General features: G+C 69.9%; 27 protein-coding genes. 13 read left to right on the plus strand and 14 right to left on the minus strand.

The window, feature by feature from the left end; genetic code table 11:
• Window positions 1–70 precede the first annotated feature (70 nt).
• A complete protein-coding gene (locus QM619_RS03200) occupies window positions 71–682 on the minus strand; it encodes a TIGR03086 family metal-binding protein (RefSeq protein ID WP_415104237.1) in 612 nt (203 codons plus the stop codon).
• Between the two features lie 62 nt (window positions 683–744).
• On the opposite strand from QM619_RS03200, the gene QM619_RS03205 reads away from it, so the two are divergent.
• A complete protein-coding gene (locus QM619_RS03205) occupies window positions 745–1,737 on the plus strand; it encodes a helix-turn-helix transcriptional regulator (protein ID WP_415104239.1) in 993 nt (330 codons plus the stop codon).
• A 104-nt stretch (window positions 1,738–1,841) separates the two neighbouring features.
• On the opposite strand, the gene QM619_RS03210 is transcribed toward QM619_RS03205, so the two are convergent.
• Together QM619_RS03210 and QM619_RS03215 are read right to left on the minus strand one after the other, a co-directional pair.
• Window positions 1,842–2,999 carry a GNAT family N-acetyltransferase gene (locus QM619_RS03210; protein WP_415104353.1) on the minus strand — a complete coding sequence of 386 codons (1,158 nt, stop codon included), beginning with the start codon at window positions 2,997–2,999 and terminating at the stop codon, window positions 1,842–1,844.
• A complete protein-coding gene (locus tag QM619_RS03215; protein ID WP_415104355.1) occupies window positions 2,921–3,208 on the minus strand; it encodes a chorismate mutase in 288 nt (95 codons plus the stop codon). The genes QM619_RS03210 and QM619_RS03215 overlap by 79 nt, the downstream gene beginning before the upstream one ends.
• 163 nt (window positions 3,209–3,371) lie before the next feature.
• Between QM619_RS03215 and QM619_RS03220 the strand changes: the two genes are divergently transcribed.
• From QM619_RS03220 to QM619_RS03235, 4 genes are all read left to right on the plus strand, one after another.
• Window positions 3,372–3,635, plus strand: a complete 264-nt coding sequence (locus QM619_RS03220; RefSeq protein ID WP_415104241.1) for a hypothetical protein — start codon at window positions 3,372–3,374, stop codon at window positions 3,633–3,635.
• Entirely contained in the window at window positions 3,632–4,006 is a 375-nt protein-coding gene (locus tag QM619_RS03225; RefSeq protein WP_415104243.1) for a type II toxin-antitoxin system VapC family toxin, read from the plus strand. The genes QM619_RS03220 and QM619_RS03225 overlap by 4 nt, the downstream gene beginning before the upstream one ends.
• Before the next feature lie 304 nt (window positions 4,007–4,310).
• Window positions 4,311–5,570, plus strand: a complete 1,260-nt coding sequence (locus QM619_RS03230; protein WP_415104245.1) for an ATP-binding protein — start codon at window positions 4,311–4,313, stop codon at window positions 5,568–5,570.
• Window positions 5,571–5,616: 46 nt separating this feature from the next.
• A complete protein-coding gene (locus QM619_RS03235) occupies window positions 5,617–6,249 on the plus strand; it encodes a hypothetical protein (protein ID WP_415104247.1) in 633 nt (210 codons plus the stop codon).
• A 25-nt stretch (window positions 6,250–6,274) separates the two neighbouring features.
• Here the strand turns inward: QM619_RS03235 and QM619_RS03240 are convergent, their stop codons facing one another.
• The 6 genes from QM619_RS03240 to QM619_RS03265 all read right to left on the minus strand — a co-directional run bounded on the left by QM619_RS03240 (window position 6,275) and on the right by QM619_RS03265 (window position 13,107).
• Window positions 6,275–7,381 carry a GuaB3 family IMP dehydrogenase-related protein gene (locus tag QM619_RS03240; protein WP_415104249.1) on the minus strand — a complete coding sequence of 369 codons (1,107 nt, stop codon included), beginning with the start codon at window positions 7,379–7,381 and terminating at the stop codon, window positions 6,275–6,277.
• A 26-nt stretch (window positions 7,382–7,407) separates the two neighbouring features.
• On the minus strand, window positions 7,408–8,931 hold the full coding sequence (gene guaB / locus QM619_RS03245; protein WP_415104251.1) for an IMP dehydrogenase: 1,524 nt from the start codon (window positions 8,929–8,931) through the stop codon (window positions 7,408–7,410).
• A gap of 40 nt (window positions 8,932–8,971) precedes the next feature.
• The gene (locus QM619_RS03250; protein ID WP_415104253.1) at window positions 8,972–9,850 is read right to left on the minus strand and encodes a TIGR01777 family oxidoreductase; all 879 of its coding nucleotides are present in this window, start codon (window positions 9,848–9,850) and stop codon (window positions 8,972–8,974) included.
• On the minus strand, window positions 9,850–11,274 hold the full coding sequence (gene mptB / locus QM619_RS03255) for a polyprenol phosphomannose-dependent alpha 1,6 mannosyltransferase MptB (protein ID WP_415104255.1): 1,425 nt from the start codon (window positions 11,272–11,274) through the stop codon (window positions 9,850–9,852). Before mptB (QM619_RS03255) ends, QM619_RS03250 begins: the two co-directional genes overlap by 1 nt.
• 59 nt (window positions 11,275–11,333) lie before the next feature.
• Window positions 11,334–12,707 (minus strand): polyprenol phosphomannose-dependent alpha 1,6 mannosyltransferase MptB, encoded by a 1,374-nt coding sequence (gene mptB, locus QM619_RS03260; RefSeq protein WP_415104257.1) that lies wholly within the window; start codon window positions 12,705–12,707, stop codon window positions 11,334–11,336.
• A 67-nt stretch (window positions 12,708–12,774) separates the two neighbouring features.
• Entirely contained in the window at window positions 12,775–13,107 is a 333-nt protein-coding gene (locus QM619_RS03265; RefSeq protein WP_415104259.1) for a hypothetical protein, read from the minus strand.
• A 190-nt stretch (window positions 13,108–13,297) separates the two neighbouring features.
• Between QM619_RS03265 and QM619_RS03270 the strand changes: the two genes are divergently transcribed.
• From QM619_RS03270 to QM619_RS03285, 4 genes are all read left to right on the plus strand, one after another.
• A complete protein-coding gene (locus tag QM619_RS03270; RefSeq protein ID WP_415104261.1) occupies window positions 13,298–13,810 on the plus strand; it encodes a hypothetical protein in 513 nt (170 codons plus the stop codon).
• A gap of 26 nt (window positions 13,811–13,836) precedes the next feature.
• Entirely contained in the window at window positions 13,837–14,982 is a 1,146-nt protein-coding gene (locus tag QM619_RS03275; protein ID WP_415104263.1) for a sensor histidine kinase, read from the plus strand.
• On the plus strand, window positions 14,979–15,647 hold the full coding sequence (locus tag QM619_RS03280; RefSeq protein ID WP_415104265.1) for a response regulator: 669 nt from the start codon (window positions 14,979–14,981) through the stop codon (window positions 15,645–15,647). Before QM619_RS03275 ends, QM619_RS03280 begins: the two co-directional genes overlap by 4 nt.
• Before the next feature lie 239 nt (window positions 15,648–15,886).
• The gene (locus QM619_RS03285) at window positions 15,887–16,789 is read left to right on the plus strand and encodes a hypothetical protein (protein WP_415104267.1); all 903 of its coding nucleotides are present in this window, start codon (window positions 15,887–15,889) and stop codon (window positions 16,787–16,789) included.
• Window positions 16,790–16,793: 4 nt separating this feature from the next.
• Here QM619_RS03285 and QM619_RS03290 read toward each other — a convergent pair whose 3' ends face one another.
• The 3 genes from QM619_RS03290 to groES all read right to left on the minus strand — a co-directional run bounded on the left by QM619_RS03290 (window position 16,794) and on the right by groES (window position 19,839).
• Complete coding sequence (locus QM619_RS03290; protein ID WP_415104269.1) at window positions 16,794–17,765, minus strand: sulfotransferase family protein; 972 nt, start codon at window positions 17,763–17,765, stop codon at window positions 16,794–16,796.
• A 161-nt stretch (window positions 17,766–17,926) separates the two neighbouring features.
• Entirely contained in the window at window positions 17,927–19,528 is a 1,602-nt protein-coding gene (gene groL, locus QM619_RS03295) for a chaperonin GroEL (protein ID WP_415104271.1), read from the minus strand.
• A 14-nt stretch (window positions 19,529–19,542) separates the two neighbouring features.
• Window positions 19,543–19,839, minus strand: a complete 297-nt coding sequence (gene groES, locus QM619_RS03300; RefSeq protein ID WP_415104273.1) for a co-chaperone GroES — start codon at window positions 19,837–19,839, stop codon at window positions 19,543–19,545.
• Window positions 19,840–20,047: 208 nt separating this feature from the next.
• On the opposite strand from groES, the gene QM619_RS03305 reads away from it, so the two are divergent.
• The 4 genes from QM619_RS03305 (at window position 20,048) to QM619_RS03320 (ending at window position 24,143) form a co-directional block, all read left to right on the plus strand.
• A complete protein-coding gene (locus QM619_RS03305; RefSeq protein ID WP_415104275.1) occupies window positions 20,048–20,719 on the plus strand; it encodes a class I SAM-dependent methyltransferase in 672 nt (223 codons plus the stop codon).
• Between the two features lie 108 nt (window positions 20,720–20,827).
• Window positions 20,828–21,781 carry a hypothetical protein gene (locus tag QM619_RS03310; protein ID WP_415104277.1) on the plus strand — a complete coding sequence of 318 codons (954 nt, stop codon included), beginning with the start codon at window positions 20,828–20,830 and terminating at the stop codon, window positions 21,779–21,781.
• Window positions 21,782–22,058: 277 nt separating this feature from the next.
• Window positions 22,059–23,447 (plus strand): MFS transporter, encoded by a 1,389-nt coding sequence (locus QM619_RS03315; protein WP_415104279.1) that lies wholly within the window; start codon window positions 22,059–22,061, stop codon window positions 23,445–23,447.
• A 3-nt stretch (window positions 23,448–23,450) separates the two neighbouring features.
• Window positions 23,451–24,143, plus strand: a complete 693-nt coding sequence (locus QM619_RS03320; protein WP_415104281.1) for an aspartate/glutamate racemase family protein — start codon at window positions 23,451–23,453, stop codon at window positions 24,141–24,143.
• Window positions 24,144–24,163: 20 nt separating this feature from the next.
• Here QM619_RS03320 and QM619_RS03325 read toward each other — a convergent pair whose 3' ends face one another.
• A complete protein-coding gene (locus QM619_RS03325) occupies window positions 24,164–24,838 on the minus strand; it encodes a GntR family transcriptional regulator (protein ID WP_415104283.1) in 675 nt (224 codons plus the stop codon).
• Between the two features lie 32 nt (window positions 24,839–24,870).
• Entirely contained in the window at window positions 24,871–25,038 is a 168-nt protein-coding gene (locus tag QM619_RS03330; protein ID WP_415104285.1) for a hypothetical protein, read from the minus strand.
• Window positions 25,039–25,055 lie beyond the last annotated feature (17 nt).

Consider the following 25,055-nt stretch of genomic DNA (forward strand, 5'->3'; position numbering starts at 1 on the left):
CCGATTCGGCAGCCAGCCGAGGCGGACGAGGCGATACGCCTCCCGAATCGGTCGCTATCTGACGGGCTGCTCAGCTTGCCGGCGTCCACTCGGGATCGCGTCCGACCCAGCCGACCAGGCGGGCATAGGGCGGGGCGTCGTCGGCTACCGGGACGACGGGACCGAACGGAATGCCGATCTCGGCACCGCGCGGCTCGGGTGGGAGGGCTCCGGTCATCGGGCCCACCACCGCAGCGGCGACGTTCTGATTCAACTCGGCGTCCCGGCCGAGGGAGCGCGCCAGATCCCACGCGTGCACCGCCAGTTCGCTGGCGTAGATGGCGATCGCCTGGAAGCCGGGCATCGCTCCGGCAGGGTGCGCCCACTCACGACCCAGCAGCGCGTCGTCGGCCAGCGACTGCTCCAAGGGTGCGATTCGGGAATGCCAGGCGTCCGACCAGTGGGCGTCGGCGATGCCCTCGACGACGGACGGCACCTCGAACGGCTTGCCGCCGCCGGCGATGTGCATGATCCGGTTCTCGACGGCGATCAGATGGCTGAGTAGTTCGCGCACCGTCCATTCCGAGCACGGCGTCGGACGATCGAGATCGGCGACGGTCACCCCGTCGATCAGCGGACCGATCTGGGTGAGCGCGATGTGGAACAGGGGCCGGGTGTCCGGCAGCTTCTGGGTTTCGGTCATGGCTCGATTCTGTCGCCTTAACCTGACACCTTCTGTCTGGTTTTCGTGACAGGATTCCGAATATGCGAGCCGACCGGTTGTTGCAGATCCTCGCCCTGTTGCGGCGGCACGGACGCCTGCCCGCACGCCGGCTCGCCGAGATCTTGGAAGTCTCCGAACGCACCGTGCTGCGCGACATGGAGGCCCTGTCCGCTGCTGGCGTCCCGGTCTACACCGATCGCGGACGCAACGGCGGCTGCGCACTGTTGGAGGGCTATCGCACCGAGGTCAGCGGGCTGAGCCCTGGTGAGGCGCAGGCACTGTTCGCCTGGACGTCGGGCACCGCGGCCGCGGAGTTGGGGCTGAGTGGCGAGCTGAGTTCGGCGCTGACGAAGTTGTCCGCGACCGTGCCTGCCCCAGCACTGGAGACCGCCGAGGCGCTGGCGTCGGTGGTGGTGGTCGACCGGCGACGCTGGTTCGCGGCCGCCGAGGAAGTGCCGCTGCTACCGATACTCCGGGACGCCGCGACCAGCAAGCGTCGGCTGCGGCTCCGCTATGCCTCGCCGCGTCTCAACGGTGCGCCCGGCACCCGCACCGTCGACCCGTACGGCCTGGTCGAGAACGCCGGACGCTGGTATCTGCTGGCGGCGCACCGCGGGCAGCAACGCACCTATCGGGTCTCCCGGATCCTGTCGGCCACCGTGCTGGACGAAGCCGCACGGGTTCCCGACAATCTGAATCTCGCCGAGGCCTGGGCCCGGCAGCGGGCCGCCTTCGAGGACACCGGCAAGGCGTGCACGATCACGGTCGCCGTCGATCCGGCGGCAGTGGGGTTCTTCACCACCTACTCCCGTTTCCAGCTGACACCCGGCACCACGGTGATCGAGCGCGGCGAGGACGGCGGTTGGCCGGTGGTGGAGCTGACCTTCCGTGCCCGGCGGGCCGCACTGGCGATCGTGCTCGCCTTCGGAGGCGAAGCTCGCCTGCTCGCCCCGGCGGATCTGCGCGACGATGCGGTGCGCCTGGCCCGGGCCACCATCGAGGCACACGGGGAGCCGCCGCACGATCCTGGCTAGGCGCGTCGCCGCGTCGAAGCCCGGGATCCCGGGTCACGCCGGAGATCCCCGAGATCCCGGAGCAAGTCCGGGATGACAGGCAAGCATGGGATGACGAGGAGCCCCTACCCGGAGCCCAGTCGCGGACGACCGCGATCGTGCAGCACCGGAACGATCGGCGGCCGGGCCGCCATCGCTGCCGCAACGTTCGGGAGACCGGCAAGTTCGGTGAGCAGCGTCCGGGTCGGCGGCAAGAGCCGGACGCCGCCCGCGTCGGCGTCGCGGAGGAGTTCGGCCGGGGAGACCCACACTGTGCGGACCGCCTCGGTGGTGGTGTTGCGCCAGTGCTGACCGGGCCGAGCCGCGGTGAGGAAGAATGCCACATCGAAGCGGCGCCGTCCGCCGGGCGGGGTGACCCAGTCGTCCCATGGCAGCAGGTCGTCGGCGCCGAGCAGCACCCCGCATTCCTCGGCGACCTCGCGAATCGCGGCCGCCGCCAGCACGCCGGCCTCGGGCAGTTCGGTCGCCGCCCAGGCCGCGGTGTGCCCGACGGGTACCGGGACTGCCTGCTCGCCCGGCAGCACCCGACCCCCGGGAAACACCACGGCGCCCTCGGCGAAATCCATCGTCGAGGCTCGGTACTGGACGAACACCTCCAGACCGGCGGCGGCGTCCCGCAGCGGCAGCACGCTCACCGCCGGCCACGGCCGCACATGCTCGGCAACCTGTTTGGCCAGCGTCACCCGCGCGCCGACCCGCAGCAGCCCGAGCCGTTCCTCGGCGTCAAGCAACGCGGTCATCGCCATCGGCAGTTCGGCGTCCCGGTAGCCGTGTCGGCGGTAGAACGGAGCGTTCCATGGGACGTCGGCGAACGTCCGCAGCGTCACTACCGACCCTCCCCTGGCCCGGACGCCATCCTCGGCCGCAGCCAGCAGGGCGGCGCCGACGCCGCGGCGTTGGGCGTCCGGGTGGACGCTGAGCTGCTCGAGATGGAAGCGGGCGTCCAGTTCCAACACCTGCACGAAGCCGCGCGGGCGATCGTCGGCGTCGACCGCGACCAGGGTGAATCCTCGGGCAGCAAGTTCGGCGCTGCGGGCGGCCGGCGCGGCCGGTAGTTCCAGGACGCCGTCGAACAGGGCGTCCGCGGCGACCTCGATGAGATCCAGCGCCGGCCAGTCGGCCCGTGTCGCCGGACGGATGGTGGTCAGGTTGTCTCCCGCGCGATCCGCTCGTGGTGCCGGACGACCTCCGAAACGATGAAGTTCAGCAGTTTCTCGGCGAATTCCGGATCGAGATGCGCGTCCTGCGCGACGGTGCGCAGCCGTTCGATCTGGCGGGCCTCCCGGTCGGGATCGGCGGGCGGCAGGCCCACCTCGGCTTTGAGTTCGCCCACCCGGCGGGTGATCTTGAACCGCTCGGCAAGCAGGTAGATCAGCGCCGAATCCAGATTGTCGATGCTGGCCCGCAGTCGGGCGAGCTCGGGATGAATCATGACGCCGGCCTCTCGACCACGGCCAGTTGGGGCGGGTCGAACTGCGAGCGGAGTGGGGACGCGGCCATGACCGCATCGTAGCGACGCCACAACGGCCGTCGGACCCACGGAGCGCCATTCCGCGCCTCTGTACCACCTTGCGCCGCAGTGGTACACTCGGCGCATGCCGACCACGCTCACCAGGATTCAGGTCACCCAGACCCCACCGGTCGCCCACGCCTTGGAGATCGCCGCCAAAGAGTGGCCGGGAGTCCCCCGCTCGGAACTGATCGCCCGGCTGATGACCGAGGGCGCGCAATCGGTCGAGACCGCCCGCGCCGAACGGCGCGCGGCCCGCAGGAAGGTGCTCGAGGAGACCCGCGGCTCCATGAAGGACGCCTACCCGCCGGGTTACCTCGAGGAATTGCGGAAGGACTGGCCCGCATGATCGTGCTCGACGCCAGCGTCCTGATCTCTCACCTGATCGAGGACGTCCACAGCGCTCGCGCGCTCGACATCATCGACACCGAAGAAGAGTTGGCGATTCATCCGATGACGCTCGCCGAATGCCTGGTGGGTCCTGTTCGGGTAGGCCGCGAAGTCGAAGCGATGCGGACGCTTGACGCCCTCGGCATCGAAAGGCTGCCGATCGGCGACCAGCAGCCCCTCGCGCTGGCCACGTTGCGGGCCACTACCCCGCTGAAGCTGCCTGACTGCTGCGTGCTGGCCGCCGCGATCGAGACGGGCGCCACCCTGGCCACCTTCAACACCGCCTTGGCGAAGGTGGCATCCGAGCACGGGGTCGCCGTCGCCCAGTAGGCGCTGGGAATGCCTGGCTACTCTCGTGGCGTGCCGAGAGAACTCACCGCCAGCGATGCCTGGACGCGAGGGCTGCTGACAAGGACGTCCAAGGCCGGTCGACTGCCGGCCGGAACCACCCCATCGGTACCGATCCCGGACGCGGCAGATCGCACACGCTGATAGCGGCAAAACACACACGTACCCAGCGGCAGAACGCATATTGAAGTAGCGGCGAATCGCATACACTGGGACGCGAAAGAGCCTGTCAGAGAAGAATGAGGGGGTCAGCGTGATACGAGTACCTCAGTCCCCCTTGGGTCGCGTGATCCCGCGCCGCGCGCTCCAGATCGCGCAGGAGGCACTGGGTGACACCCGCGTGGTGATCCTCAACGGAGCGCGGCAGAGCGGCAAGAGCACACTGGCGGCCCAGTTGGGCGCGGTCGCCGACGCCAGCTGGCGAACCTTGGACGATGCTCCGACAAGGAGAGCGGCGCTCGCCGATCCTGCCGGCTTCGTCGAGCCCAACGGGCGGATGCAGATCATCGACGAGGTGCAGCGCGCCCCCGAGTTGCTGCTAGCGATCAAGGCCGTAGTGGACGCGGACCCGACACCGGGACAGTTCCTGCTCACCGGCTCTGCCCGCGTCCTGGCCATGCGGGGAGTGGCCGACTCCCTGCCGGGACGCACGGAGAGCATTGAGCTGTGGCCGCTGTCGCAGGGCGAGATCGACGGCACCCGTGACGACTTCGTCGACACCGTGTTTGAGCAGGGGCCGGACCTCCACCACGAGTCAGACCTCACCCGCGCCGACTACATCGACCGGATCGTCCGCGGCGGCTTCCCCGGTGCCATCGGACGCGCCGCCCGTCGTCGCGAACGGTTCCTCGACTCCTATGTGGCCGACCTGGTCAATCGGGACGTGATTCAGCTCTCGGAGATCCAGCGCGGTCCCGAGATGCGGGCGCTCATCGCCTTGCTCGCGAACCGGTCCGGACAGCCCCTGGTCGCCGGCTCGCTTGCCAGTGAGTTGGGCATTCCGCGTGAGACGGTCGCCCGCTACCTCGGACTGCTGGAGGAGGTCTTCCTGATCAAGCGGATTCCCGCCTGGTCGCGGAACCTCGGAACGCGCGCCACGGCAACCCCGAAGGTTGCTTTCGTGGACAGCGGCATCGCCTCGAACCTGTTGGCCCAGGACGCCGCGTCGCTTCGCCGTCCCGACGCGCCGTTGGGCGGACTGCTGGAGGGATTCGTCGCGATGGAGATCGCCCGCCAGCTGTCCTGGGCACACACCCGCGCAGAAATGTTCCACTACCGCACCCGCGACGGCGTCGAAGCAGACATCGTCCTCGAAGACAGGCGACGACGCGTGGTAGCCATCGAAGTGAAGGCCTCCTCGACCGTGCGCGCCGAAGACTTCCGTGGGATTCGTCACCTGGCCCAGCGGATCGGCGACGACCTCGTTGTTGGCATCGTCCTCTACACCGGCACCAAGACGCTTCCCTTCGGGGACCGGCTGCGAGCCGTCCCGATCAGCGCACTGTGGCGTGAGGGGGAGCTACCTGCGCGGCCGTCAGTCCCATGACCAGACGAACTGGTTCCTAGATTGAGTGCAATGTGAGAATTCGGACGTGCCCGCATCTCTGAACCCGATCCCGCACAACCTCACGGTAATCCTGGCGGGGCTCGCCGGCGGCACTCTCACCTTCGTGGCAGCGATCGCCAGCCAACAGGTAACCCTATTGGGATCGGCCCTGCTCAGCGGAATAGCCACCTGCGCCTCCGCGCTGGTGGGAGCCGCGGCAGCCACCACCGAACGACGGCCATCGCTTTGGATCGCGGGGATTCTCATCCTGCTCTTGGGCTGGCCGGCCTTCCATTTGAACCAGCGACATGCGCCACCCGGAGTAGCCGAGTTGGTGGGCGGGTGCCGCCGCTTCACCGTGTACGCGCAGAACCGATGGCCCCCGGCGGGAGCCGCGAAGCGGGCAACTCCTCGCCCCGATGCCGACAAGGTGGGCGGGTATGAGCCGAACGAACTGATCGCTGTCGACGGTTGGGTGAGAACCCAGCCCGCACACCCGACCAACCCCAGTCCATGGGACAGCGATGTTTGGTTTCATGTCGCGGACGGTAGTGGCTGGGTAGCCTTCGCCGCCGTCCGTGCTCACCCAACACCGCTCGATCCGACCGGACTCAGCAAGAATGGCGGCCAACCGGTACCCACGCATGAAGCCTGCGCCGGTATCGTCAGGTGGCCTTGACCACCCACGCTCGACCGGCGCACCCTCAGCGGTGGACGACGATCTCCACGCGCTGGAATTCCTTGACCTCGGTGTAGCCGCAGGTGGCCAGGGCGCGGCGCAGGGCGCCGACCAGGTTCATGGTGCCGTCCGGGGTGTGCGACGGACCGTGGAGGATCTCCTCCAGCGTGCCGATGGCGCCGAATTTGACCCGCTCGCCGCGCGGCAGGGTGGGATGCCAGGCCTCCGGCCCCCAGTGGTAGCCGTGCCCCGGAGCCTCGGACGCCCGCGCCAGCGGCGAGCCGACCATCACGGCGTCCGCACCGCAGGCGAGCGCCTTGGCGATGTCGCCGGAACGTCCCAGTGCGCCGTCGGCGATCACGTGCACGTAGCGTCCGCCGGACTCGTCCATGTAGTCGCGGCGTGCCTCGGCGACGTCGGCCAATGCGGACGCCATCGGCACCTCGACGCCGAGCACGTTGCGGGTGCGCTTGGTGGCGCCGCCGCCGAACCCGACCAGGACGCCGGCCGCGCCGGTCCGCATCAGGTGCAGCGCCGCCTGGTAGGTGGCGCAGCCGCCGACGATCACCGGCACGTCGAGGGCGTAGATGAACTCCTTGAGGTTCAGCGGTTCGACGCTGTGGCTGACGTGTTCGGCCGACACGGTGGTGCCGCGGATCACGAAGAAGTCCACCCCGGCCCGTTCGACGACGGAGGCGAACGGCTTGCAGTTCTCCGGGGACAGCGAGCCGGCCACCGGAACCCCGGCCTCGCGGATCTCGTTCAGCCGCTGAGTGATCAGCTCACCCCGGATCGGCGCGGAGTAGATCTCCTGCATCCGGCGGGTGGCCGCCACCCGGTCCTCGATCGACGCCAACTCTTCCAGCAGCGGCTCCGGATCGTCGTACCGCGTCCACAACCCCTCCAGGTTCAGCACGCCCAGGCCGCCGAGGCGTCCGAACGCGGCGGCGGTGGCCGGCGACATCACCGAGTCCTGCGGCGCCGCGACGATCGGGAAGTCGAAGGTTAGGGCGTCGATCGACCAGTTCAGCCGGACGTCCTCGATGTGCCGGGTGCGCCGGGTCGGGACGATCGCGATGTCGTCGAACGAGTACACCGGTTGGGCACGCTTGGATCGCCCGATCTCGATCATGGAGGCTCCTTCGCCAGGTCGCTGGGTCAGTTGGGCGCCGCGTAGTTGGGCGCTTCGATGGTCATCTGGATGTCGTGCGGATGCGATTCGCGCAATCCGGCCGAGGTGATCCTGACGAACCGGCCGCGCTCGTGCAGCTGGTCGATGGTGGCGGCGCCGGTGTAGAACATCGACTGCCGCAGCCCGCCGACCAGCTGGTAGGCGACGGCCGCCAGCGGTCCCCGGTAGGCGACCTGGCCCTCGATGCCCTCGGGCACCAGCTTGTCGTCGGAGGTGACGTCGCCCTGGAAGTAGCGGTCCTTCGAGTAGGAAGCCCGGCGTCCGCGCGCCGCCATCGCACCCAGCGAACCCATCCCCCGGTACGACTTGAACTGCTTGCCGTTGATGAACACCAGCTCGCCGGGGCTCTCGTCGCAGCCGGCCAGCAGCGAGCCCAGCATCACCGTGTCGGCACCCGCGACCAGGGCCTTGGCGATGTCGCCGGAGTACTGCAGGCCACCGTCGCCGATCACCGGAACCCCGGCCGGACGACAGGCCCGGGCCACGTCGTGAATGGCGGTCACCTGCGGGACGCCGACCCCGGCCACGACGCGCGTGGTGCAGATCGAGCCCGGTCCGACCCCGACCTTGACGCCGTCCGCGCCGGCATCCACCAGGGCGGACGCCCCGGCGTAGGTGGCCACGTTGCCGCCGATGACGTCCACGCCGGCCGCGGCCGGTTCGGATTTGAGCCGGGCGATCATCTCCAGCACACCGGTGGAATGCCCATGCGCGGTGTCGACGATGACGGCGTCCACCCCGGCCTCGACCAACAGCATCGCCCGCTGCCAGGAGTCGCCGAAGAAGCCCACCGCGGCACCGACCCGCAGCCGGCCCTGCTCGTCCTTGCAGGCCAGCGGGTATTTGTCGGATTTCACGTAGTCCTTCAGGGTGATCAGGCCGCGCAGCGTGCCGTCGGTGTCGACCAGCGGCAGCTTCTCGATCTTGTGCCGGGCCAGCAGCCGCAGCGCCTCTTCGCTGGTGATGCCGGGCCAGCCGGTGACCAGCGGCATCGGGGTCATCACGTCGGAGACCCGGCGGTTCGGGTCGTCCTCGAAACGCATATCGCGGTTGGTGACAATGCCGAGCAGTTTCATATTGTCGTCGACGACGGGCACGCCGGAGATGCGGAATTTGCCGCACAGCTCGTCGGCCTCGCCGATGGTGCGGTCAGCGGTGATGATGATCGGCTGCTCGACCATGCCGGCCTCGGACCGCTTCACCCGATCGACCTGGGACGCTTGCTCGTCGGCCGGCATATTGCGATGGAGAATGCCCATGCCGCCCTCGCGGGCCATCGCGATCGCCATCCGGGCCTCGGTCACGGTGTCCATCGCGGCGCTGAGCAGCGGGATGTTCAGCCGGATCCGCTTCGAAACCTGCGTCGAGGTGTCGGCCTGGGAAGGGATCACATCGCTGGCATTGGGTTGCAGCAACACGTCGTCGAAGGTGAGGCCGAGCGTCGCGAACGGCGCGGGCACACCGGCCGGATTGAGATCGGACGAGGACATCGAGGCACTACTCCTTCGCGCGGGGTGGTCAGTCTATGCGTCACGCGACGGACGCCAGCGCCTCGTCCAGCCGGGGGTGATCGAACCGGAAGCCGTCGTCGAGCAGCCGACGGGGCTGGACGCGGGTGCCGCTGAGCAGCGCCTCGTCGACCATCTCGGAGCCGAACAACAGCCGCAGCGCGGGCAGCGGCATCGGGATCAGCGCCGGCCGGTGCAGCGAGCGGGCGAAGGCGGCGGTGAATGCGGCGTTGGTCACCGGATTCGGCCCGCAGAGGTTCACCGGCCCGGTCACGGTGGAGGTGAGCAGGTGGGCGACCGCACGGGTGTAGTCGTCGATGTGGATCCAGGATACGAACTGCCGTCCGGAGCCGAGCCGTCCGCCCAGGCCGAGCCGGAACGGCAGCCGCTGCTTGCCCAGGAAGCCGCCCTCGCGGGTCAGCACGTGGCCGGTGCGCAGGGACGCGGTGGGCACCGGGGCGGCGTGCGCGGCCCGTTCCCAGTCGGCGACCAGCTGGGCCAGGAAGCCGGCGCCCTGCGGCGTCCGCTCGTCGACCATGATCTCGCCGGTGTCGCCGTAGAAGCCGATCGCGGCACCGTTGAGCAGCCGCTGGCACCGTCCGGCCGGGTCGAGGGCGGCCACCAGGGTGGTGGTGCTGTTGAGCCGCGAACTGCGCAGCTCGGCCTTGCGTTGCGCGTTCCAGCGGGCGTCCGCGATGCCGGTGCCGGAGAAGTTGATCACCGCGTCCACGTCGGCCAGACCAGGGCCGTCGATACGTCCGGCGTCAGGATCCCAGCGGCGCTCGTCCGGCCCGGACGCCTCGCGGCGGACCAGCGCCAGCACCTGATGCCCGGTGAGCCGCAGGTGGGCGGCGGTGTTCCGTCCGAGCAGTCCGGACGCCCCGGCGATGGCGATGCGCATCAGCCCAGCCTAGAGGCACCGCCCAGCCGGCGGGAGGCGCCCAGCCAGAGCGCGAAGGCCGCGCAGCCGTAGAGCATGCCGCCGCGGATCGAGGCCAGCACGGTCATCACGTACAGGTTGGTCAGGGCGTACGCCATCAGGTAGCCGAAGGTGACGAACACCACCCAGCGCGCGGCGGTCCGGCCCAGCGGCAGCAGCGCGAGCAGTACCAGGCTCAGCCCGACATACCAGGGGTGCAGCGCCTGACCGAGGAACAGCACCAGCACCGACCCCCAGGCGGTCACCTGGAGCGGACGTTCGGGGCGGGTCAGCAACAGGGCAACCAGGCCGCCGGCCGCAACCGCGGCGAGCACCGTCTGCGCTTGTCCGGCGAGATCGCGTCCGGTCCAGGCGTAGGAGGCGTCGCCGATCGCCACCGCCAGCGTCATGGTCCGGGCCCGTCCCATCTGAGACAGCCACTGCGTCCAGCCGAAGCCGAGTCCGGTGGCCAGCGAGACCGCGACGAAGGTGGCCAGGGCGACCACGGTCGCGACTGCCGTCCGCCAGCCCAGTCCGGCCACCCGCTGCAGCCAGGGCAGCCTGGCCAGCCGGGCGGCGACCGGCAGTCCGGCCGCCGCGATCACCGCCAGCCCGGCCTGCTGTTTCAGCGCCATCGCCAGGCCGATCGCCACGGGCGCCAGCACCAGGCTCGCCGAGACCTTCGGCACCGCCTGGACGCTCAGCCAGAGCGCGAACACCACCACGCCCACCATCAGGGTGTCGTTGTGGGCGCCGCCGATCAGGTGGACGATCGTGATCGGGTTGAGCACCCCCAGCCAGAGCGCCCAGTCGCGGTCGGCGTCCACCCGGTCGGCGAGCCGAGGCAGGAAGGCGGCGACCAAGGCGATGCCGGCCAACGCCGGCAGCCGCTGCGCGATCACGCCCCAATAGGGATGCATGCCGGCGAACTGGACCATCAGCCGGTTGATCTCCAACGCCAGCGGCGGATAGGCCACCCCGTTGCCCGACCAGAACCGGTCGACGAACGGGTCGAAGGGGCCGCCGTAGCTGCCCAGCACGTCCACATAGGGGTTGCCGCCGTGCGCCATGATCCAGCCCAGGTCGGCGTAGAGGAACGGGTCGCCGCTCATCACCGGCGGCACGATCGCCAGCGGCGCCGCCCACAGCAGCCACAGCCAGCCCGGCGCGACCCGTCCGGGACGCGGAACCAGCAGGAACCAGCCCACCGACAGCAGCGCGCAGCCGGACGCCACCAGCAGCTTGCCGGTGTCGTGGCTGAGCGCGCTCGCCAGAGCCGCGATCGGACCCACGCCCCAGCCGTCCCGGTTGAACGAGAAACCGTTGCTGCAGGCCCCGACGCCGACCAGCATCGAGCCGGCGAACCCGATCCACACGCCCGGCAGACGCCACGGGAACGCGGGCATGGGCAAACCTTCGGCTCGGGGATGATCGGTGCGTCGATCCTAGCGAGGGCCGGGAAAGCTCATGGCACCGAGTGCCAGACCACCGTCTGGATCGCGTTCCACACCGCGAAGGCGACGACGAAACCGGTCAGCCATCGGAACTGCTTCGGCGTCAGCGGCAGCAACGCCAGCAGCACGACCGACCACGGGACGTACCAGGGGTGCATCGACTGTCCGAGGGCGCTGACCGCCAACGAGCCCCAGGCGACGGCGGCCAACGGACGGTCGGCGAACCGGAGCAGAACCCACCCCACGACGACCAGCGTGGTGAGGCCGGACGCCACCCCCACCGCCTGCAGCCACCCGGTCGGATCGCCGCCGGCGGCGCCGATCAGCAGCTCCCCGGCCTGCGCGATCAGCGACAACGGCGCCACCGTCCCGGCCTTGCCCATCAACGCCAGCCACCGCGTCCAGCCGAACCCCAAGCCGGACGCCCACCCGATCAGCACGAACGTCACGATCGCGACGACGGCCGCGATCGCGCTGCGCCGGCCGAGCAGCCACAGCCGCCGGGGCAACGGTTCGGACGCCAGCCGCACCACCACCGGCAGGCCCGCGCAGGCGAGCACCGCCAGTCCGGCCTGGGGTTTGATCGCCATCGCCACACCGATCGCCGCCGGCCCGATCAGCAGGCTCCAGACCCAGCCCGGACGTCTCATCGCCAGCCAGATTCCGACCAGCGCCACCGCCACCATCAGTGCGTCGTTGTGCGCACCGCCGACGAAATGCAGTACCACCAGGGGATTCGCCACCGCCCACCAGAGCGCGCGATCGGCGTCCAGGCCGAGTTCGCGGGTCAACCGGGACAGCACCCAGGCGATCACCGCCAACGCCAGCAGCGCCGGAAGCCGCATCGCGACGATGCCGCCATAGGTCGCGAAACCGGTCAGCCCGACCATCGCCGCGTCGATCAGCAGCGCCAGCGGCGGGTAGGCCACCCCGCTGCCGGCCCACAGCGGGTCGACATGCGGCGCGTAGGGTCCGCCGGCACCGGTCAGACCGACCAGGTAGGGATTCTGGCCTTGGCTGACGATCCAGCCCAGATCGGCGTACAGGACGGCGTCCGCCGAGAGAATCGGGGGCGCCAGCAGCAACGGGAGCGACCACAGCGCCAACCCGGTCAGCAGCCTGCTGCGGTACCGACCGCCGGCGTCCGGGGTGGGTTTGAGCAGCCACCAGGCCGCCACCAGCAACAGGACGCCGACCACGATCGCGACCCGGTTCCAGGGCATCGGCAACGCCAGGCCGATCGCGTTGACCAGATCGCACGGCCAGCCTTCCGGGCCGTGCGCGAACTCGGGGTGACAACTCCCCCACCCGATCAGCAGGGTGCCCAGGACGCCGATCGCGGCCGGTCCCGGCCCGCGGCGCGCGAGGTCGGGGACGGCGGGCACCCGCTCATGGTACTGACCGGGCGTCGGGGTTCACGCCGACCCGATGGTGCGCTGGTTCGGGCAGCCCTCAGATCAGGGAACGGAAGAACAGCACCAGCACGCCGGCGGCCAGCAGCAGCGCGCCCACGGCGGCGATCAGCATGCCGAGCCCGGTGCCTCGCGCCCTCGGGACAAAGGCCAGCACCGCGCCGACCAGGAACAACACGACCGGAGGAACCAGCAGCAAACCGATCCACATCGGGCCGAAGGTCTCGGTGTCGTACGGGACGAACGCGCCGACCATGGGCGCAGCAGCCAGGACGACCACCGCGATGATCGCCCCGCAGCCGATCGATCCGCCGTCGCGGGCGGCGCGGGACGGCGGACCCTTCCTGATGCTTCCACCGTCGTCGTACCCCACGCTGGCACGGTACGCGATGCGCCGACCCCTTAGCGCGCGTCGGCCGTCGATGGGCACCGCAGAGGTCACAGATCCACCAGCAGCGCGAGAGTGTCCCTGATCTGGCTCCACCCGCTTCAACGTCGATCTCCACCTCGATCTCCACCCGTGGGAGGGCGTCCGAAACCGCCCGCCAGAGCAGCCTGAAGACATGAATCTCAACGTTCTCGGGAGTATCGGACTCGGCCTGCTGATCCTGGTCTGGGTGGGCTATCGGCAGACCACCTGGCGGGTGGTCGAGCCTCGGATGTGGCGGTTGCCGTTGATCCTCGGCCTGGTCGGCATCGTCTCGCTGGTCGGGTCCGGCGAGCATCTCGGCGGAATCGACCTGGCCGCCCTGGCCATCGAAATCGTGGTGTCGGCCGCGACCGGCGCCTGGATGGGCGTCCTCGCCCGCTTCCGTCCGCTGGCACCGGCGGACGCCACGACGGCCCGGTGGGAGACCCGGACGGGCTGGTGGGGCCTGGCGCTGTGGCTGCTGGTGGTCGCGGTCCGGGTCGGCATCGACATCGTGGCGGTGCAGTGGGGCGCCCAGCTGGTCACCTCGACCGGGGTGATCCTGTTGATGCTCGCCGCCAACCGGTTGATCCGGGTGGGAGTCATCCTTTCTCGCACCGAACGACTGGACGCCGGCGTCCCGACCGGCCAGGCCACGCTGGTCTGACGGCCCGCTGCGCAAGGATGGGTGGCGTGAACCGGCGTCCGGGCTCGACCAGCGTCGCCCTCACCATCGTGGGGGCGGCCCTGCTGGCGTGGTGGACGGTGATCCGCGAGTTCGGCCATCAGCCGACCTGGGCGCTGATCCTGTTCGCTGCGTCGTTGCTGTGCTGGGTCGGCCGGACGATGCTCGCCCGGATCGGCATCTGGCGAGCCGGCACCGTGCTGGCGGCCTCCGCCGTCCCGCTCGGCGCGGTGGCGGCGTCCGCGACCCACGGCAACTCGCTGATCCCGACCGCCGTCTGCCTGCTGATCCTGGTCGGCGACGCGGGCCTTCCGCTGACGGTTGGGTTGACGTCCGGCCTTGCCGCGCTGGCATTGATCGGGCTCGGCGCGCTGATCGACCCGGTGGAGGCCGCGACCCTGGCCAGCATGCTCGGGGTTCCCGCGGTGGCGGCGCTGGCCGGGTTCAGCCGGCGCCAGGGACGGCAGGCGGAGCGTCGCGAGGCAATGCTGGCCGAGCGCGAGGTGGCGATGCGCGAGGAGGCGATCCGGGTGGCGCTGGCTCGCGATCTGCATGACGTCCTGGCCCACACGCTGGGTGGTCTGGTGGTTCAGCTGGACGCCGCCGAGGCCCTGCTGGAAGCCGGCCGACCGGACGCCGCCCGCGAGCGGGTGACGGGTGCCCGGTCGCTGGCGGCGTCCGGTCTGGGCGAGGCTCGGCGTGCGGTGGCCGCGCTGCGGGCGCCGGCGTCCGCGCCGGAACAACGGACGCCCGAGCAGCTGAGCGCGGCCCTGGAGGATCTGCTGGACGTCCATCGCGCGCTGGGTGGAACGGTCGAATGGAGCCGGACCGGCACCCCCACCGAGCTCACCGGCGAACAGGCTGCCGCCGTGGAACGCGCCCTGCAGGAGTCGCTGAGCAACGCTCGCCGGCACGCCCCCGGTGCTCCGGTGACGGCCGCGGTGGCGTGGCACGATGACCGGGTGGTTCTCACAGTGTCGAATTCGGTGCCAGACGCTCCGTGTCCGGAGCCGGAGGCTTCGCGGGGCGTCTCGCCCGGCTACGGGCTGATCGGGATGCGGGAGCGCTTCGAGGCACTGCCACTGGGCGGATCGGTGAACGTCACCGAGGGGGACGGCCGATTCACCGTCCGGGCCGAGGCGATGCTGCGATGAACGAGGACGCCGCTCCGATCCGGGTGCTGATCGCCGACGACCAGGCCATCGTCCGCGACGGACTGGCCACCGTGCTCGGCCTGTTGCCCGATGTCGAGGTGGTCGGCACCGCCGCCAACGGCAACGAGGCGGTCCGGCTCGCCGTGTTGGAGCGTCCTGACATGATCCTGATGGACCTGCGAATGCCCGGCCTGGACGGGGTGGCCGCCACCGCCCGGCTGCGCACCGAGGTGCCGGACGCCGCGGTGCTGGTGCTGACCACCTACGCCGACGACGAGTCGATCCTGGCCGCGCTGCGGGCCGGCGCCACCGGCTATCTGACCAAGGACGCAGGACGCGCCGAACTGGCCGCCGCCGTCCGCTCGGTGGCCCGCGGCCAGGCCACCTTCGCCGCCGAGGTGGGTGCGGCGGTGATCGCGGCGGCCACCACCTCCCCGCCGCGGAAACCGGGCAACGCCGCGGACGCCCTGGGGTCCCGGTTCCCCGAACTGACCCGGCGCGAGGCCGAGGTGCTGGCCCTGATCGTCAACGGGCTGAGCAATGCCGCGATCGCGTCCGAGCTGTTCGTCGGCGTCACCACCGTCAAGACCCACATCAACGCGATCTTCGCCAAGCTCGGCGTCCGGGACCGCGCCTCAGCGATCGCACGAGTAGCCGGCAACTGAGCCCAAGTCCGGCGGGCAAGAATCCAAAGGAGAGGGTCGATCAGCAACGTCTGGATGAAACACAGCGCAATAGCTCCAACCGCATTCCAATCAAGGTGGCCACGGTGATCCGGACGCCGGACCGCGTTCGAGTCGGCGGGCCGCAGCAGCCACCAGGGATTCACACCTCGATGGGGCTGAAGCACCGACCGGCCACCGAGATGCCAGAGGTTCGGCATGGCTAGCCGTAGGCTTTGCCCATGAGTTCAACCGTCGAGTGCGTCGCGTCGCTGTTCGATGAGGCGAGGGTGGTCGTCTCGGCACCCGATTGCGGGCCCGGCAACTGGTCAGGCGCTCCTGCGGCGCTCTATGCCGACGGCGCCTACTGGCTCGCCTATCGCGTGCGACGGCCGCTCACCGCTGGACGGGGCGTCGCAACCGTCGTGGCCCGATCAGCGGACGGGTTCGCTTTCGAGACCGTCGCCGAGGTGTATCGCGACGCCTTCGGCGCCGAGTCGTTCGAGCGCCCCGCACTGGTGCGCCTGCCCGGGGGCGGCTGGCGACTCTACGTGTCCTGCGCCACCCCCGGCTCCAAGCACTGGTGGGTCGAGGCGATCGACGCCGACACCCCCGAGCAACTGCCCACCGGGCGGCGCACCGTGGTGCTTCCGGGTAGCAGCACCGTGGCTGTGAAAGATCCCGTGATCGTCACCGACGGCACCGCCTGGCACCTGTGGCTGTGCTGCCACCCGCTGGACGTGGCGGGAGCCGAGGACCGCATGACCACTCGCTACCTGACCAGCGCCGACGGGCTGACCTGGACCGATCGCGGCCTGGCGCTCACGCCGTCCGGTGCCGGCTGGGACGCCCGCGGCACCCGGGTGACGGCGGTGGTGTCGCTGGATCCGCTGGTGGCGCTCTACGACGGCCGCCCCGACGCCGCGTCGAACTGGTTCGAGCGCACGGGCGTGGCGCGGGCGGCCGGCGTCGGCGGCAGGCTGGAGCCGGTGGGCGACGGGCCGATCGCAAGCTCTCCCGCCTCGGACGGTGCGCTGCGCTATGCCGCGGCGGTGCAGGGCCCCGACGGCGACACCCGGCTGTACTTCGAGGCGGCCCGTCCCGACGGCGCACACGACCTGATGGTCGCGCCCTGGAGAGGCTGAGCAGCTACGGGGAGCCACTCGTGCGGCCGGCGAACGAACCGGCGCTGGAATCGGCGCGCCAAGCCTCGAACGACTGCCCGCTGACCGACTCGAGCAGGTCGATGTCGTCGGCGAATTGCTGCACCAGCCGGGCCCGTGTTGCCTTGTCCAAAGCGGGCCGGGCCGTGGCCCCACGGGACTGCATGAGCGACGTCAGCGGTTCGCTGGCCTTGCGCCAGACCTCGGGCGGGAACCAGGCCCCGGCCGCCGCGCCGGCCCGGATCAGCCTCGACAGCACCGTGGTGGACAGCCCCGGCGCCACGTAGCTGCGGGAATTCTCCCGCGGGATGGTCCGCACCAGGCCGGTCTCCAGGCCGAGGAAGCCGGCCACCCGGTCGAGCAGCCCAGCCGGGTCGTCGATCAACTCCCGGTACCTGACCAGCAGGATCCGGTCGGCGTCCACATGGTTGTACAGGTCGCGGAGTTGGTGACCGTAGAAGCCCTGCCTGCGGTAGTGCCAAAACGGCGCCCAGCCCTTCGCGATCCGTTCGGTCTCAAGGTTGAACGCGGTTTCGAAGTCGGCCACCGGCTCCAGACCGTCCGACCAGAGGTGCATCCAGTTCGAGTAGGCCCGATCGACGGGATCGCGGATCACCGCGATCAGCTTGACCTCGGGCAGTTCCTCGGCGATCCTCCGCCGGGCGTTGCGCAGGTACAGGTAGAACGGCGTGCTCTCGATGCGCAGCTGGTCGTCGGCGGCAGGGACGAACAGCGCGTCGTACTCCTCGCGCCGCCAGATCCACTCCTGCTGGCTGTGCGCATCGCCCGGTCCGTTGTAGGCCGGCGGCGGGGCATCTGCGCACAGGTAGTACTTCGGCTCCTTGGGTGTGGTGGTGAACACCTGAGGGTGCAGGGCCAACGCGGCGTGCAATGCGCTGGTGCCGGCCTTGGGCGCTCCGATAAGCAAGGCGTCCGGTCGGGGGCTGCGTGTTGCCATGCCCCAACGGTAGGCAGTCGGAGGCGTCGGAAGATGGCCATCTCGACATATAACCTATAAATCCCATAGGCGGTCTACGGATATTGTCCGAGCCGGGCCGAAAACGACGAACCCCCCGCCCAGCAGGAACGGGGGATTCGTCGTGGTTCGAGCGCGGACACTCAGTGGTTGTGCCCCGCTTCGTCGTCCTCATCGGGCTTCTCCACCACCAGGGTCTCGGTGGTGAGAAGCAGGGCGGCGATCGACGCGGCGTTGGCCAGCGCGGAGCGGGTGACCTTGACCGGGTCGATCACGCCGGCGGCCAACAGGTCGCCGTACTCGCCGGTGGCGGCGTTGTAGCCCTGACCGGGCTCCAGCTCCGACACCTTGGAGACGATCACGTAGCCCGGTTCGCCACCGTTCTCGGCGATCCAGCGCAGCGGCTCGACGACGGCCTTCCCGACGATGCTGACGCCCGCCGCCTCATCGCCGGACTTGCCCAGGCCGCCGTCCAGCACCTTGGCGGCATGGACGAGGGCCGAGCCGCCACCGGCGACGATGCCCTCCTCGATGGCCGCGCGGGTGGCCGAGACGGCGTCCTCGATGCGGTGCTTCTTCTCCTTGAGCTCCACCTCGGTGGCGGCACCGACCTTGATCACGCAGACGCCGCCGGCGAGCTTGGCGACCCGCTCCTGGAGCTTCTCGCGATCCCAGTCCGAATCGGTGCGGGCGATCTCGGCGTGCAGCTGAGCCACCCGTCCCGAGACCTCCTCGTGCGCGCCGGCGCCGTCGACGATCGTGGTGTTGTCCTTGGTGACCACGACGCGGCGGGCCCGGCCCAGCACATCCAGGCCGACCTGGTCGAGCTTCAGCCCGATCTCGGGAGCCACCACCTTGCCGCCGGTGAGGATCGCGATGTCCTCGAGCATGGCCTTGCGGCGATCGCCGAAGGCCGGGGCCTTGACGGCCACCGAGGTGAAGGTGCCCCTGATCTTGTTGACCACCAGGGTGGACAGCGCCTCGCCGTCGACATCCTCGGCCACTACGAACAGGGTGCCGCCGGCGCCGATGACCTTTTCCAGCAGCGGAAGCAGGTCGTTCATCGAGGAGATCTTGCCCTGGTTGATCAGGATGTAGGGATCGTCGAGGACGGCCTCCATGCGCTCCGGATCGGTCACGAAGTACGGCGACAGGTAGCCCTTGTCGAACTGCATGCCCTCGGTGAACTCGAGCTCGGTGCCGAAGGTCTGCGACTCGTCGACGGTGATCACGCCGTCCTTGCCGACCTTGTCGAAGGCGTCAGCGATGAGCCGGCCGATCTCGGCGTCGCGAGCCGAGATAGTGGCGACGTTGGCCATGTCGTCGGTGTCGTCGACCTCTCGGGCCAACTCACGCAGGCGATCGCTGACGGCCTCGACGGCCGCCTCGATGCCGCGCTTCAGGCCGACCGGGTTGGCCCCGGACGCGACCGCGCGCAGGCCCTCGTGGACCAGCGCCTGGGCCAGCACGGTGGCGGTGGTAGTGCCGTCACCGGCCACGTCGTTGGTCTTGGTGGCGACCTCTTTGGCCAGCTGGGCGCCGAGGTTCTCGTAAGGATCGGTGAGCTCGACCTCTTTGGCGACGGTGACACCGTCGTTGGTGATGGTCGGAGCGCCCCACTTCTTGTCGAGCACCACGTAGCGGCCCTTGGGGCCGAGCGTCACCTTCACGGTGTTGGCGAGGATGTCGACGCCGCGCTCCAGGGAACGCCGCGCCTCCTCGTCGAACTGAAGGATCTTGGGCATGGTCTGCAGATTCCTTACTTGGAGACGATGGCGAGGATGTCGCGGGCGTTCAGGAGCAGGTACTCCTTGCCCTCGTACTTGACCTCGGTGCCGCCGTACTTGGAGAAGATCACGACGTCACCCTCGGCGACGTCGAGCGGGACGCGGTTGCCGTTGTCGTCGATGCGACCCGGGCCGGTGGCGATGACCTTGCCCTCCTGCGGCTTCTCCTTGGCGGTGTCGGGGATGACCAGGCCAGAGGCGGTGGTCTGCTCGGCCTCGAGGGGCTGGACGAGGATCCGGTCCTCGAGCGGCTTGATCGTGACTGCCACGTCAAAACCCTTTCTTGTGCTGGGCACGCAGCCCGTTGCTTGTCGGATTTTCAGCCGGGGCGTCGTCGCGGGTGCCGCCGGCGGCCGTTCGCACTCTCCAGGTGAGAGTGCTAACGCCGAATCTATCGCGGGCTTAGCACTCGTTCAACCTGAGTGCCAACGATGTCGTCAGCTCGCTCGCTCTGGACGGCCCGTGCAGACTGGACCGATGGACGATCCCCGGCTGACGAATCCGCTGGTCGTGCGGGCTGTCGCGGCCTTGAACGCGTTCAATGCCGCGCATCCGTGGGATCACAACGAACGACTCCACGGCTGGATTCTGCGGAACCTGCCGGCGCGACGCGAGCGGGCGTTGGACGTCGGCTGCGGCCGCGGCGTCCTGCTGGCGAAGCTGGCGGATCGGTTCGCCGCCGTCCACGGCACCGATATCGATGCCGCCATGCGTGAGGCGAGCCGGCACCGATGCGCCGCTCGCCCCCACGTGGTGGTCGACGGCGCCCAGCTCGCCGAACTGGACGACCACTACGACCTGATCACCATGGTCGCGGTGTTGCATCATCTCGACCCCACCGAATCGCTGCGCGAGGCGGCCCGGCTGCTCACCCCCGGCGGACGGCTGCTGGTGGTAGGCCTCGCACCCCCGACGACGCCGGTCGATCTGGCATGGGAGGTGGCCTCGTTGCTGCTCAACCCGGCGATGGGGTTCATCAAGCACCCGCGGCGCGCCGCCGGCGTCGATCCGCGTCAACCGGTTCCGGTGCGAGACGCCACGGTGAGCCTCGGGGAACTGAGGCGAATCGCCGGCGACGTGCTGCCGGGGGCGGTGTTCCGGCGCCGGCTGTTCTTCCGGCACACGATCCGCTGGACGAAGCCGGGCTGACGGCGTCCGTGACCTGTTGGTCCGGCAGACTGACGGCGATCTTCCTGGTCATACCAGGACAACTACCGCCGTCTCGGGACAAGGTCCGGTCGACGAAGGGGAACACAGATGGCACGGCTCGATGAGCGTCGGCTAGCAGCACTGATCGCCGCCAAGTTCGGAGTCGGCATCATCGGACGCCTCTTCGAACACGAGCACCTCTCCCACGTGGTCGGCCTGCTGCTCACCGATGGACGCGAAGTCGTGGTGAAGGCCCGTCCATTCGATCCGCGCCACCTCAGCTGCACTCGAGCGCAGCGCGCCCTGTACTTCGCAGGATTCCCTTGTGCGCGGCCGCTTTGCGATCCACTGGAGAGTGGCGACGAGGCGGTGTCTATCGAGGAGTTCGTGCCACCCCCCGGCTCGGTCAGGGAATACTCGGCACCGAACGCGGCGGCGTCCGCACGGGCGTTCCGTCGGATGCTGTTCCTGGCATCAAGCGTCTGGCAGGTATCGAACTTCAGTCCGCCGCCGGCCTGGTTGGACTGGGATCACGCCGGATCGGCGTTGTGGCCTGCGCCGGACGACGGCCCCGAGGATCTCAACGCGATCTCCGCACCCGGATGGCTGACCGATGCCGCCGGACAGCTCCGGCAGGTGCTGCGGTCGCACACCGGTCTCCCGATCGTCGGGCACGGCGCCTGGGAGGCGCGGAATGTGTTCTGGGACGGCGATCGGCTCGCCGTCGTCCACGACTGGGACAGTCTGGCCGCGCTTCCCGAGGCGGCCCTGGTGGGTGCGGCCGCAGGCGTCTTCGCGGTCGTGGGAAGCGCTCCGGGCTGGCCGTCGCTGTACGACTCCAAGGGTTTCCTCGCCGGCTACCTCGACGCGCGCGAAGAGCTCTGGCGGGCCGGAGAACCTCTCGATGCTTGGACCGCAGCCGATGATCGGGTGTTCTGGGCCGCGGGGCTCTGGGTACACCTGTTCAACGCGCAGAAGGCGATCGCCCGCGGCACCTTCGGGCCGGACGCCGAGCGGGTGCGGCAGCGCGTCCGGGAGCGGTTGCCGCTGACCGCCGGCTAGCGCCCAACCGGCCCACCAGCCTCCCTCCTTGAGGCTCCCGTTCTCACTCTGGCATGCCACATAGCCACACATCCGGGGATTGGTCGCCTCAACTCCATCTTTGGCATGCCAAATTGCGAGTCTTCACACACGTGTAATGCCGCGGCAACCAGCGGACCGAACCGTCTCACTAGCGTCAGGAGCCATGCGAGGCCACCCAGAGGGCAGGCCCCGCACTGGACCCGACCACGACATCGGGGACACGAACGCTTCATCGATCTCCAAAGGGAGCAAGCGGATGACAAACCAAACGAAGCAACCCGAGCTGACGCTAGGCGACCAGATCGAACGCGCCTACTCCACCATGAAACTCACCCGCGCCCATCTGGGCGTCGCCGCGATGGTGCTCCTCGGCGCGTTCTTCGACTCGATCGAACAGAACGCCGTCGGGGTAGCCGGACCGGCGCTGCGCGAGAGCTGGGGCCTCGGCTCGGCACAGGTCGGCCTGCTCAACACGGTCACCTTCACGGCGATCGCACTGGGCCGGCTGACGGCAGGCTTCACCTCCGACCGCTTCGGACGCCGCCGGCTGCTGAGCCTCAACCTGCTCGTCTTCAGCGTCGGTTCGCTGCTGTGCGCCGTCGCGCCCAACTACGAGATGCTGCTGGTGGCGCGCTTCATCGTCGGCGTCGGCATCGGTGGCGAGATCGCGACGGCGATCACCATGATGTCGGAGTTCTTCGCCGCCAAGCACCGCGGCGTCGCCAGCGGCCTGGTCAACGTGGCGGCCGCCGGCATCGGCAACCTGCTGGCACCGCTGTTCGGAATCATCGTGTTCGCGGTGTTCTCCGGGGACGACCAGTGGCGCTACCTGTTCGCGGTGCTGCTGCTGCCCGCGCTGCTGGTGCTGTTCTACCGGCGGTCGATGCCCGAATCGCCGCGCTACCTGGCCGCCAACGGGAACGTGGCCGAAGCCAACATGGTGCTGAACCGACTGGCCCAGGGCAAGCTGGCCGGCCCGCTGCCGGAACAGGTGCAGTACCTCGACGGGGAGAACGCCGCCGCGCTGGCGGAACCACCGCGACAGGCCTGGACGCACGTGTTCCGCGGTCGTCACCTGCGCACCACGCTGCCGCTGTGCATAGCGGTGACGATGTCCTACGGCGGCCAGATCTCGATGGCGACGCTGATCCCACTGATCCTCACCGACCGCGGCTTCGCGATCACCACCGCCCTGTGGTACACACTCGTGATGCAGTCCGGAAGCCTGGTCGGATCGATCGTCGCGTCGTTCGTCTCGCTCCGACTCCCCCGCCGCGCGGTGCTGACCGGCGCCGCTGCGCTCGGCCTGGTCGCCGCCTTGGGCTTCGGCTTCGCCGCACCGACCATCGCGCTGGTGCTGCTGTTCGGCGCCTTGTTCAACTTCGCGGTGATCACCATCAACACCACGATCTTCCTGTACGCCCCGGAGCTGTACCCGACCAAGATCCGCGGGCTCGGCACGGCGGTCATCCTCGCCACCGGCTCCCTCGCCGGCGGGCTGCTGCCGCTGCTCGCCGGCGCGGTGCTCGACGCGGGCGGGGTGCCGGCGATGTTCGCGATGCTCGCCGCCTTCTTCGTGGTCGGGGCGATCGTGGTCCGGATCCCGCGGGAGACCCTCGGGCGTCCGCTCGAAGAGGCCTTCTAGCCGGTGAGCGACGGCACACCGCACCTGTTGCTCGTCAACCCGAACGCCAACACCGCGACAACGAGGGTGATGACCGCCCTGGCGCAGGCCGTGCTGACCGGCACCGGGCTGACCGCCCGAGGCGCCACGGCGGACAGCGGCCCGTCCGTGATCACCGGCCCGGAGGCGCTCGCGGCGAGCGTTCCGCACGTGCTGCGATCCGCGCGCCGGAACGTCACCGCAGACACCGTCGGCATCATCGTCGCCGCCATCGGAGACCCTGGGGTGCGGGAGTTGCGGCAGTGCTGGACCGGCCCAGTGGTCGGTCTGGGCGAGGCCTCGATCATGGCCGCCGGACGCGACGGCAGGAGGTTCGGCATGGTGACCTCCACCAAGCGGCTCGGGCCGGGCCTGCTCGGCCTGGTCCGGCGCCACGCGGGGCCGGGCGTCTTTACCGGGCTGCGGTTCACCGGCGCGTCCGCCGGGCAGCTCGCGGCCGACGATGCACTCGAGTACCGGGAGCTGTCGGAGGCGGTCCGGCTATGCGAACAGGTCGATGGCGCCGAGTCGGTGATCGTCGGCGGCGGCCCGCTTTCCCGAACGGCACGCCGGCTGGCGGACGAGCACCGATCCGTCGTCGTCGAGCCGGTGCCGAGCGCGGTCGCTCACCTGCTGGACGCGCTCGGCCTCGCCGCCCGGAGCGGCGTCCAGCCCTGACTCGGCAGCACCCGGCCTGGTCAGTCGCCGAGCAGCAGGGCGAGGGTGCGGATCCGTCCGCGCTCGACGTGCGTGTAGGCGCAGGCACTGGCCAGCTGCTCGTTGCCCGAAACGATCGCCTGCACCAGCGCGTCGTGCTCGTCATGGCGCACGGCCGGGCCGGCCGCGATCGTCATCGCACTCAGCCGGTCGCTGCGGTCCTGCAGCGGGCCGAACGTCTTCTCGAAGAGCGCATGACCGGCGAGCGCGACGATCGCCCGGTGCAGGGCCGCGTTCGAGCGGTCCAGGGCCTGGTGATCGTCGCGGGCGATCGCGTCCGCCGCCGTCGCGAGCGCCTGCTCCAGCGGCGCGGGATCGGCACCCGCGGCGACCCGTGCCGCTGCGACCCGTGCGACCAGCGGCTCCAGTGCCGAGCGGAGATCGTAGAGCTGCTCGATGTCCGTTCGAGCGACCTCTGTCACGATCGCCGCCCGGCGCGGTGCCAGGCGGATGAAGCCGGTGAACTCCAGCCGGTTGATCGCGGCCCGGATCGGGGCACGGGAGACGCCGAACTCGGTGGCGATCTCGCGCTCGGTCAGCTTGCTCCCAGGAGCGTAGCGGCCCGTGATGATCCCTTGCCGCAGCCGTTGGTAGACGTCCACGGAGAGAACGTCGGGGGCCGGCGCGTCCTGACCGTCGCCCTCTCGTTCGTCCATGGCGGTCAGGGTATCGGTGCTTCCGCCGCGTCTCACCGCTCCTTCCCATCTCCGCGCTCGGTCGGGGACGGGGCAGGCGAGCTCAGCCAGACCAGCCAGTAGCCGGCGAAGAACGGCAGAGCGAGCGGGCCCAGCAGCCAGCCGAGCAGGGCGATGGCGGCAAAGATGCGGAGCCGGGTCGGATCGGGGCGGGACGCCAAGCCGGGAGGTCACCGTC

The sequence above is a fragment of the Micropruina sp. genome, assembly GCF_047606665.1.
Classification (GTDB): Bacteria; Actinomycetota; Actinomycetes; order Propionibacteriales; family Propionibacteriaceae; genus Micropruina.

Bases quoted from the DNA above. Each gene is read 5' to 3' on its own strand.
- QM619_RS03250 (WP_415104253.1), bottom strand. From the start codon at position 9,850: ATGCGCATCGCCATCGCCGGGGCGTCCGGACTGCTCGGACGGAACACC.
- groL (WP_415104271.1), bottom strand. From the start codon at position 19,528: ATGCCCAAGATCCTTCAGTTCGACGAGGAGGCGCGGCGTTCCCTGGAG.
- QM619_RS03215 (WP_415104355.1), bottom strand. From the start codon at position 3,208: ATGATTCATCCCGAGCTCGCCCGACTGCGGGCCAGCATCGACAATCTG.
- QM619_RS03280 (WP_415104265.1), top strand. From the start codon at position 14,979: ATGAACGAGGACGCCGCTCCGATCCGGGTGCTGATCGCCGACGACCAG.
- QM619_RS03270 (WP_415104261.1), top strand. From the start codon at position 13,298: ATGAATCTCAACGTTCTCGGGAGTATCGGACTCGGCCTGCTGATCCTG.
- QM619_RS03290 (WP_415104269.1), bottom strand. From the start codon at position 17,765: ATGGCAACACGCAGCCCCCGACCGGACGCCTTGCTTATCGGAGCGCCC.
- QM619_RS03220 (WP_415104241.1), top strand. From the start codon at position 3,372: ATGCCGACCACGCTCACCAGGATTCAGGTCACCCAGACCCCACCGGTC.
- QM619_RS03285 (WP_415104267.1), top strand. From the start codon at position 15,887: ATGAGTTCAACCGTCGAGTGCGTCGCGTCGCTGTTCGATGAGGCGAGG.
- QM619_RS03315 (WP_415104279.1), top strand. From the start codon at position 22,059: ATGACAAACCAAACGAAGCAACCCGAGCTGACGCTAGGCGACCAGATC.
- QM619_RS03325 (WP_415104283.1), bottom strand. From the start codon at position 24,838: ATGGACGAACGAGAGGGCGACGGTCAGGACGCGCCGGCCCCCGACGTT.
- mptB (WP_415104255.1), bottom strand. From the start codon at position 11,274: ATGCCCGCGTTCCCGTGGCGTCTGCCGGGCGTGTGGATCGGGTTCGCC.
- QM619_RS03305 (WP_415104275.1), top strand. From the start codon at position 20,048: ATGGACGATCCCCGGCTGACGAATCCGCTGGTCGTGCGGGCTGTCGCG.
- QM619_RS03205 (WP_415104239.1), top strand. From the start codon at position 745: ATGCGAGCCGACCGGTTGTTGCAGATCCTCGCCCTGTTGCGGCGGCAC.
- QM619_RS03310 (WP_415104277.1), top strand. From the start codon at position 20,828: ATGGCACGGCTCGATGAGCGTCGGCTAGCAGCACTGATCGCCGCCAAG.
- QM619_RS03225 (WP_415104243.1), top strand. From the start codon at position 3,632: ATGATCGTGCTCGACGCCAGCGTCCTGATCTCTCACCTGATCGAGGAC.
- guaB (WP_415104251.1), bottom strand. From the start codon at position 8,931: ATGTCCTCGTCCGATCTCAATCCGGCCGGTGTGCCCGCGCCGTTCGCG.
- QM619_RS03240 (WP_415104249.1), bottom strand. From the start codon at position 7,381: ATGATCGAGATCGGGCGATCCAAGCGTGCCCAACCGGTGTACTCGTTC.
- QM619_RS03200 (WP_415104237.1), bottom strand. From the start codon at position 682: ATGACCGAAACCCAGAAGCTGCCGGACACCCGGCCCCTGTTCCACATC.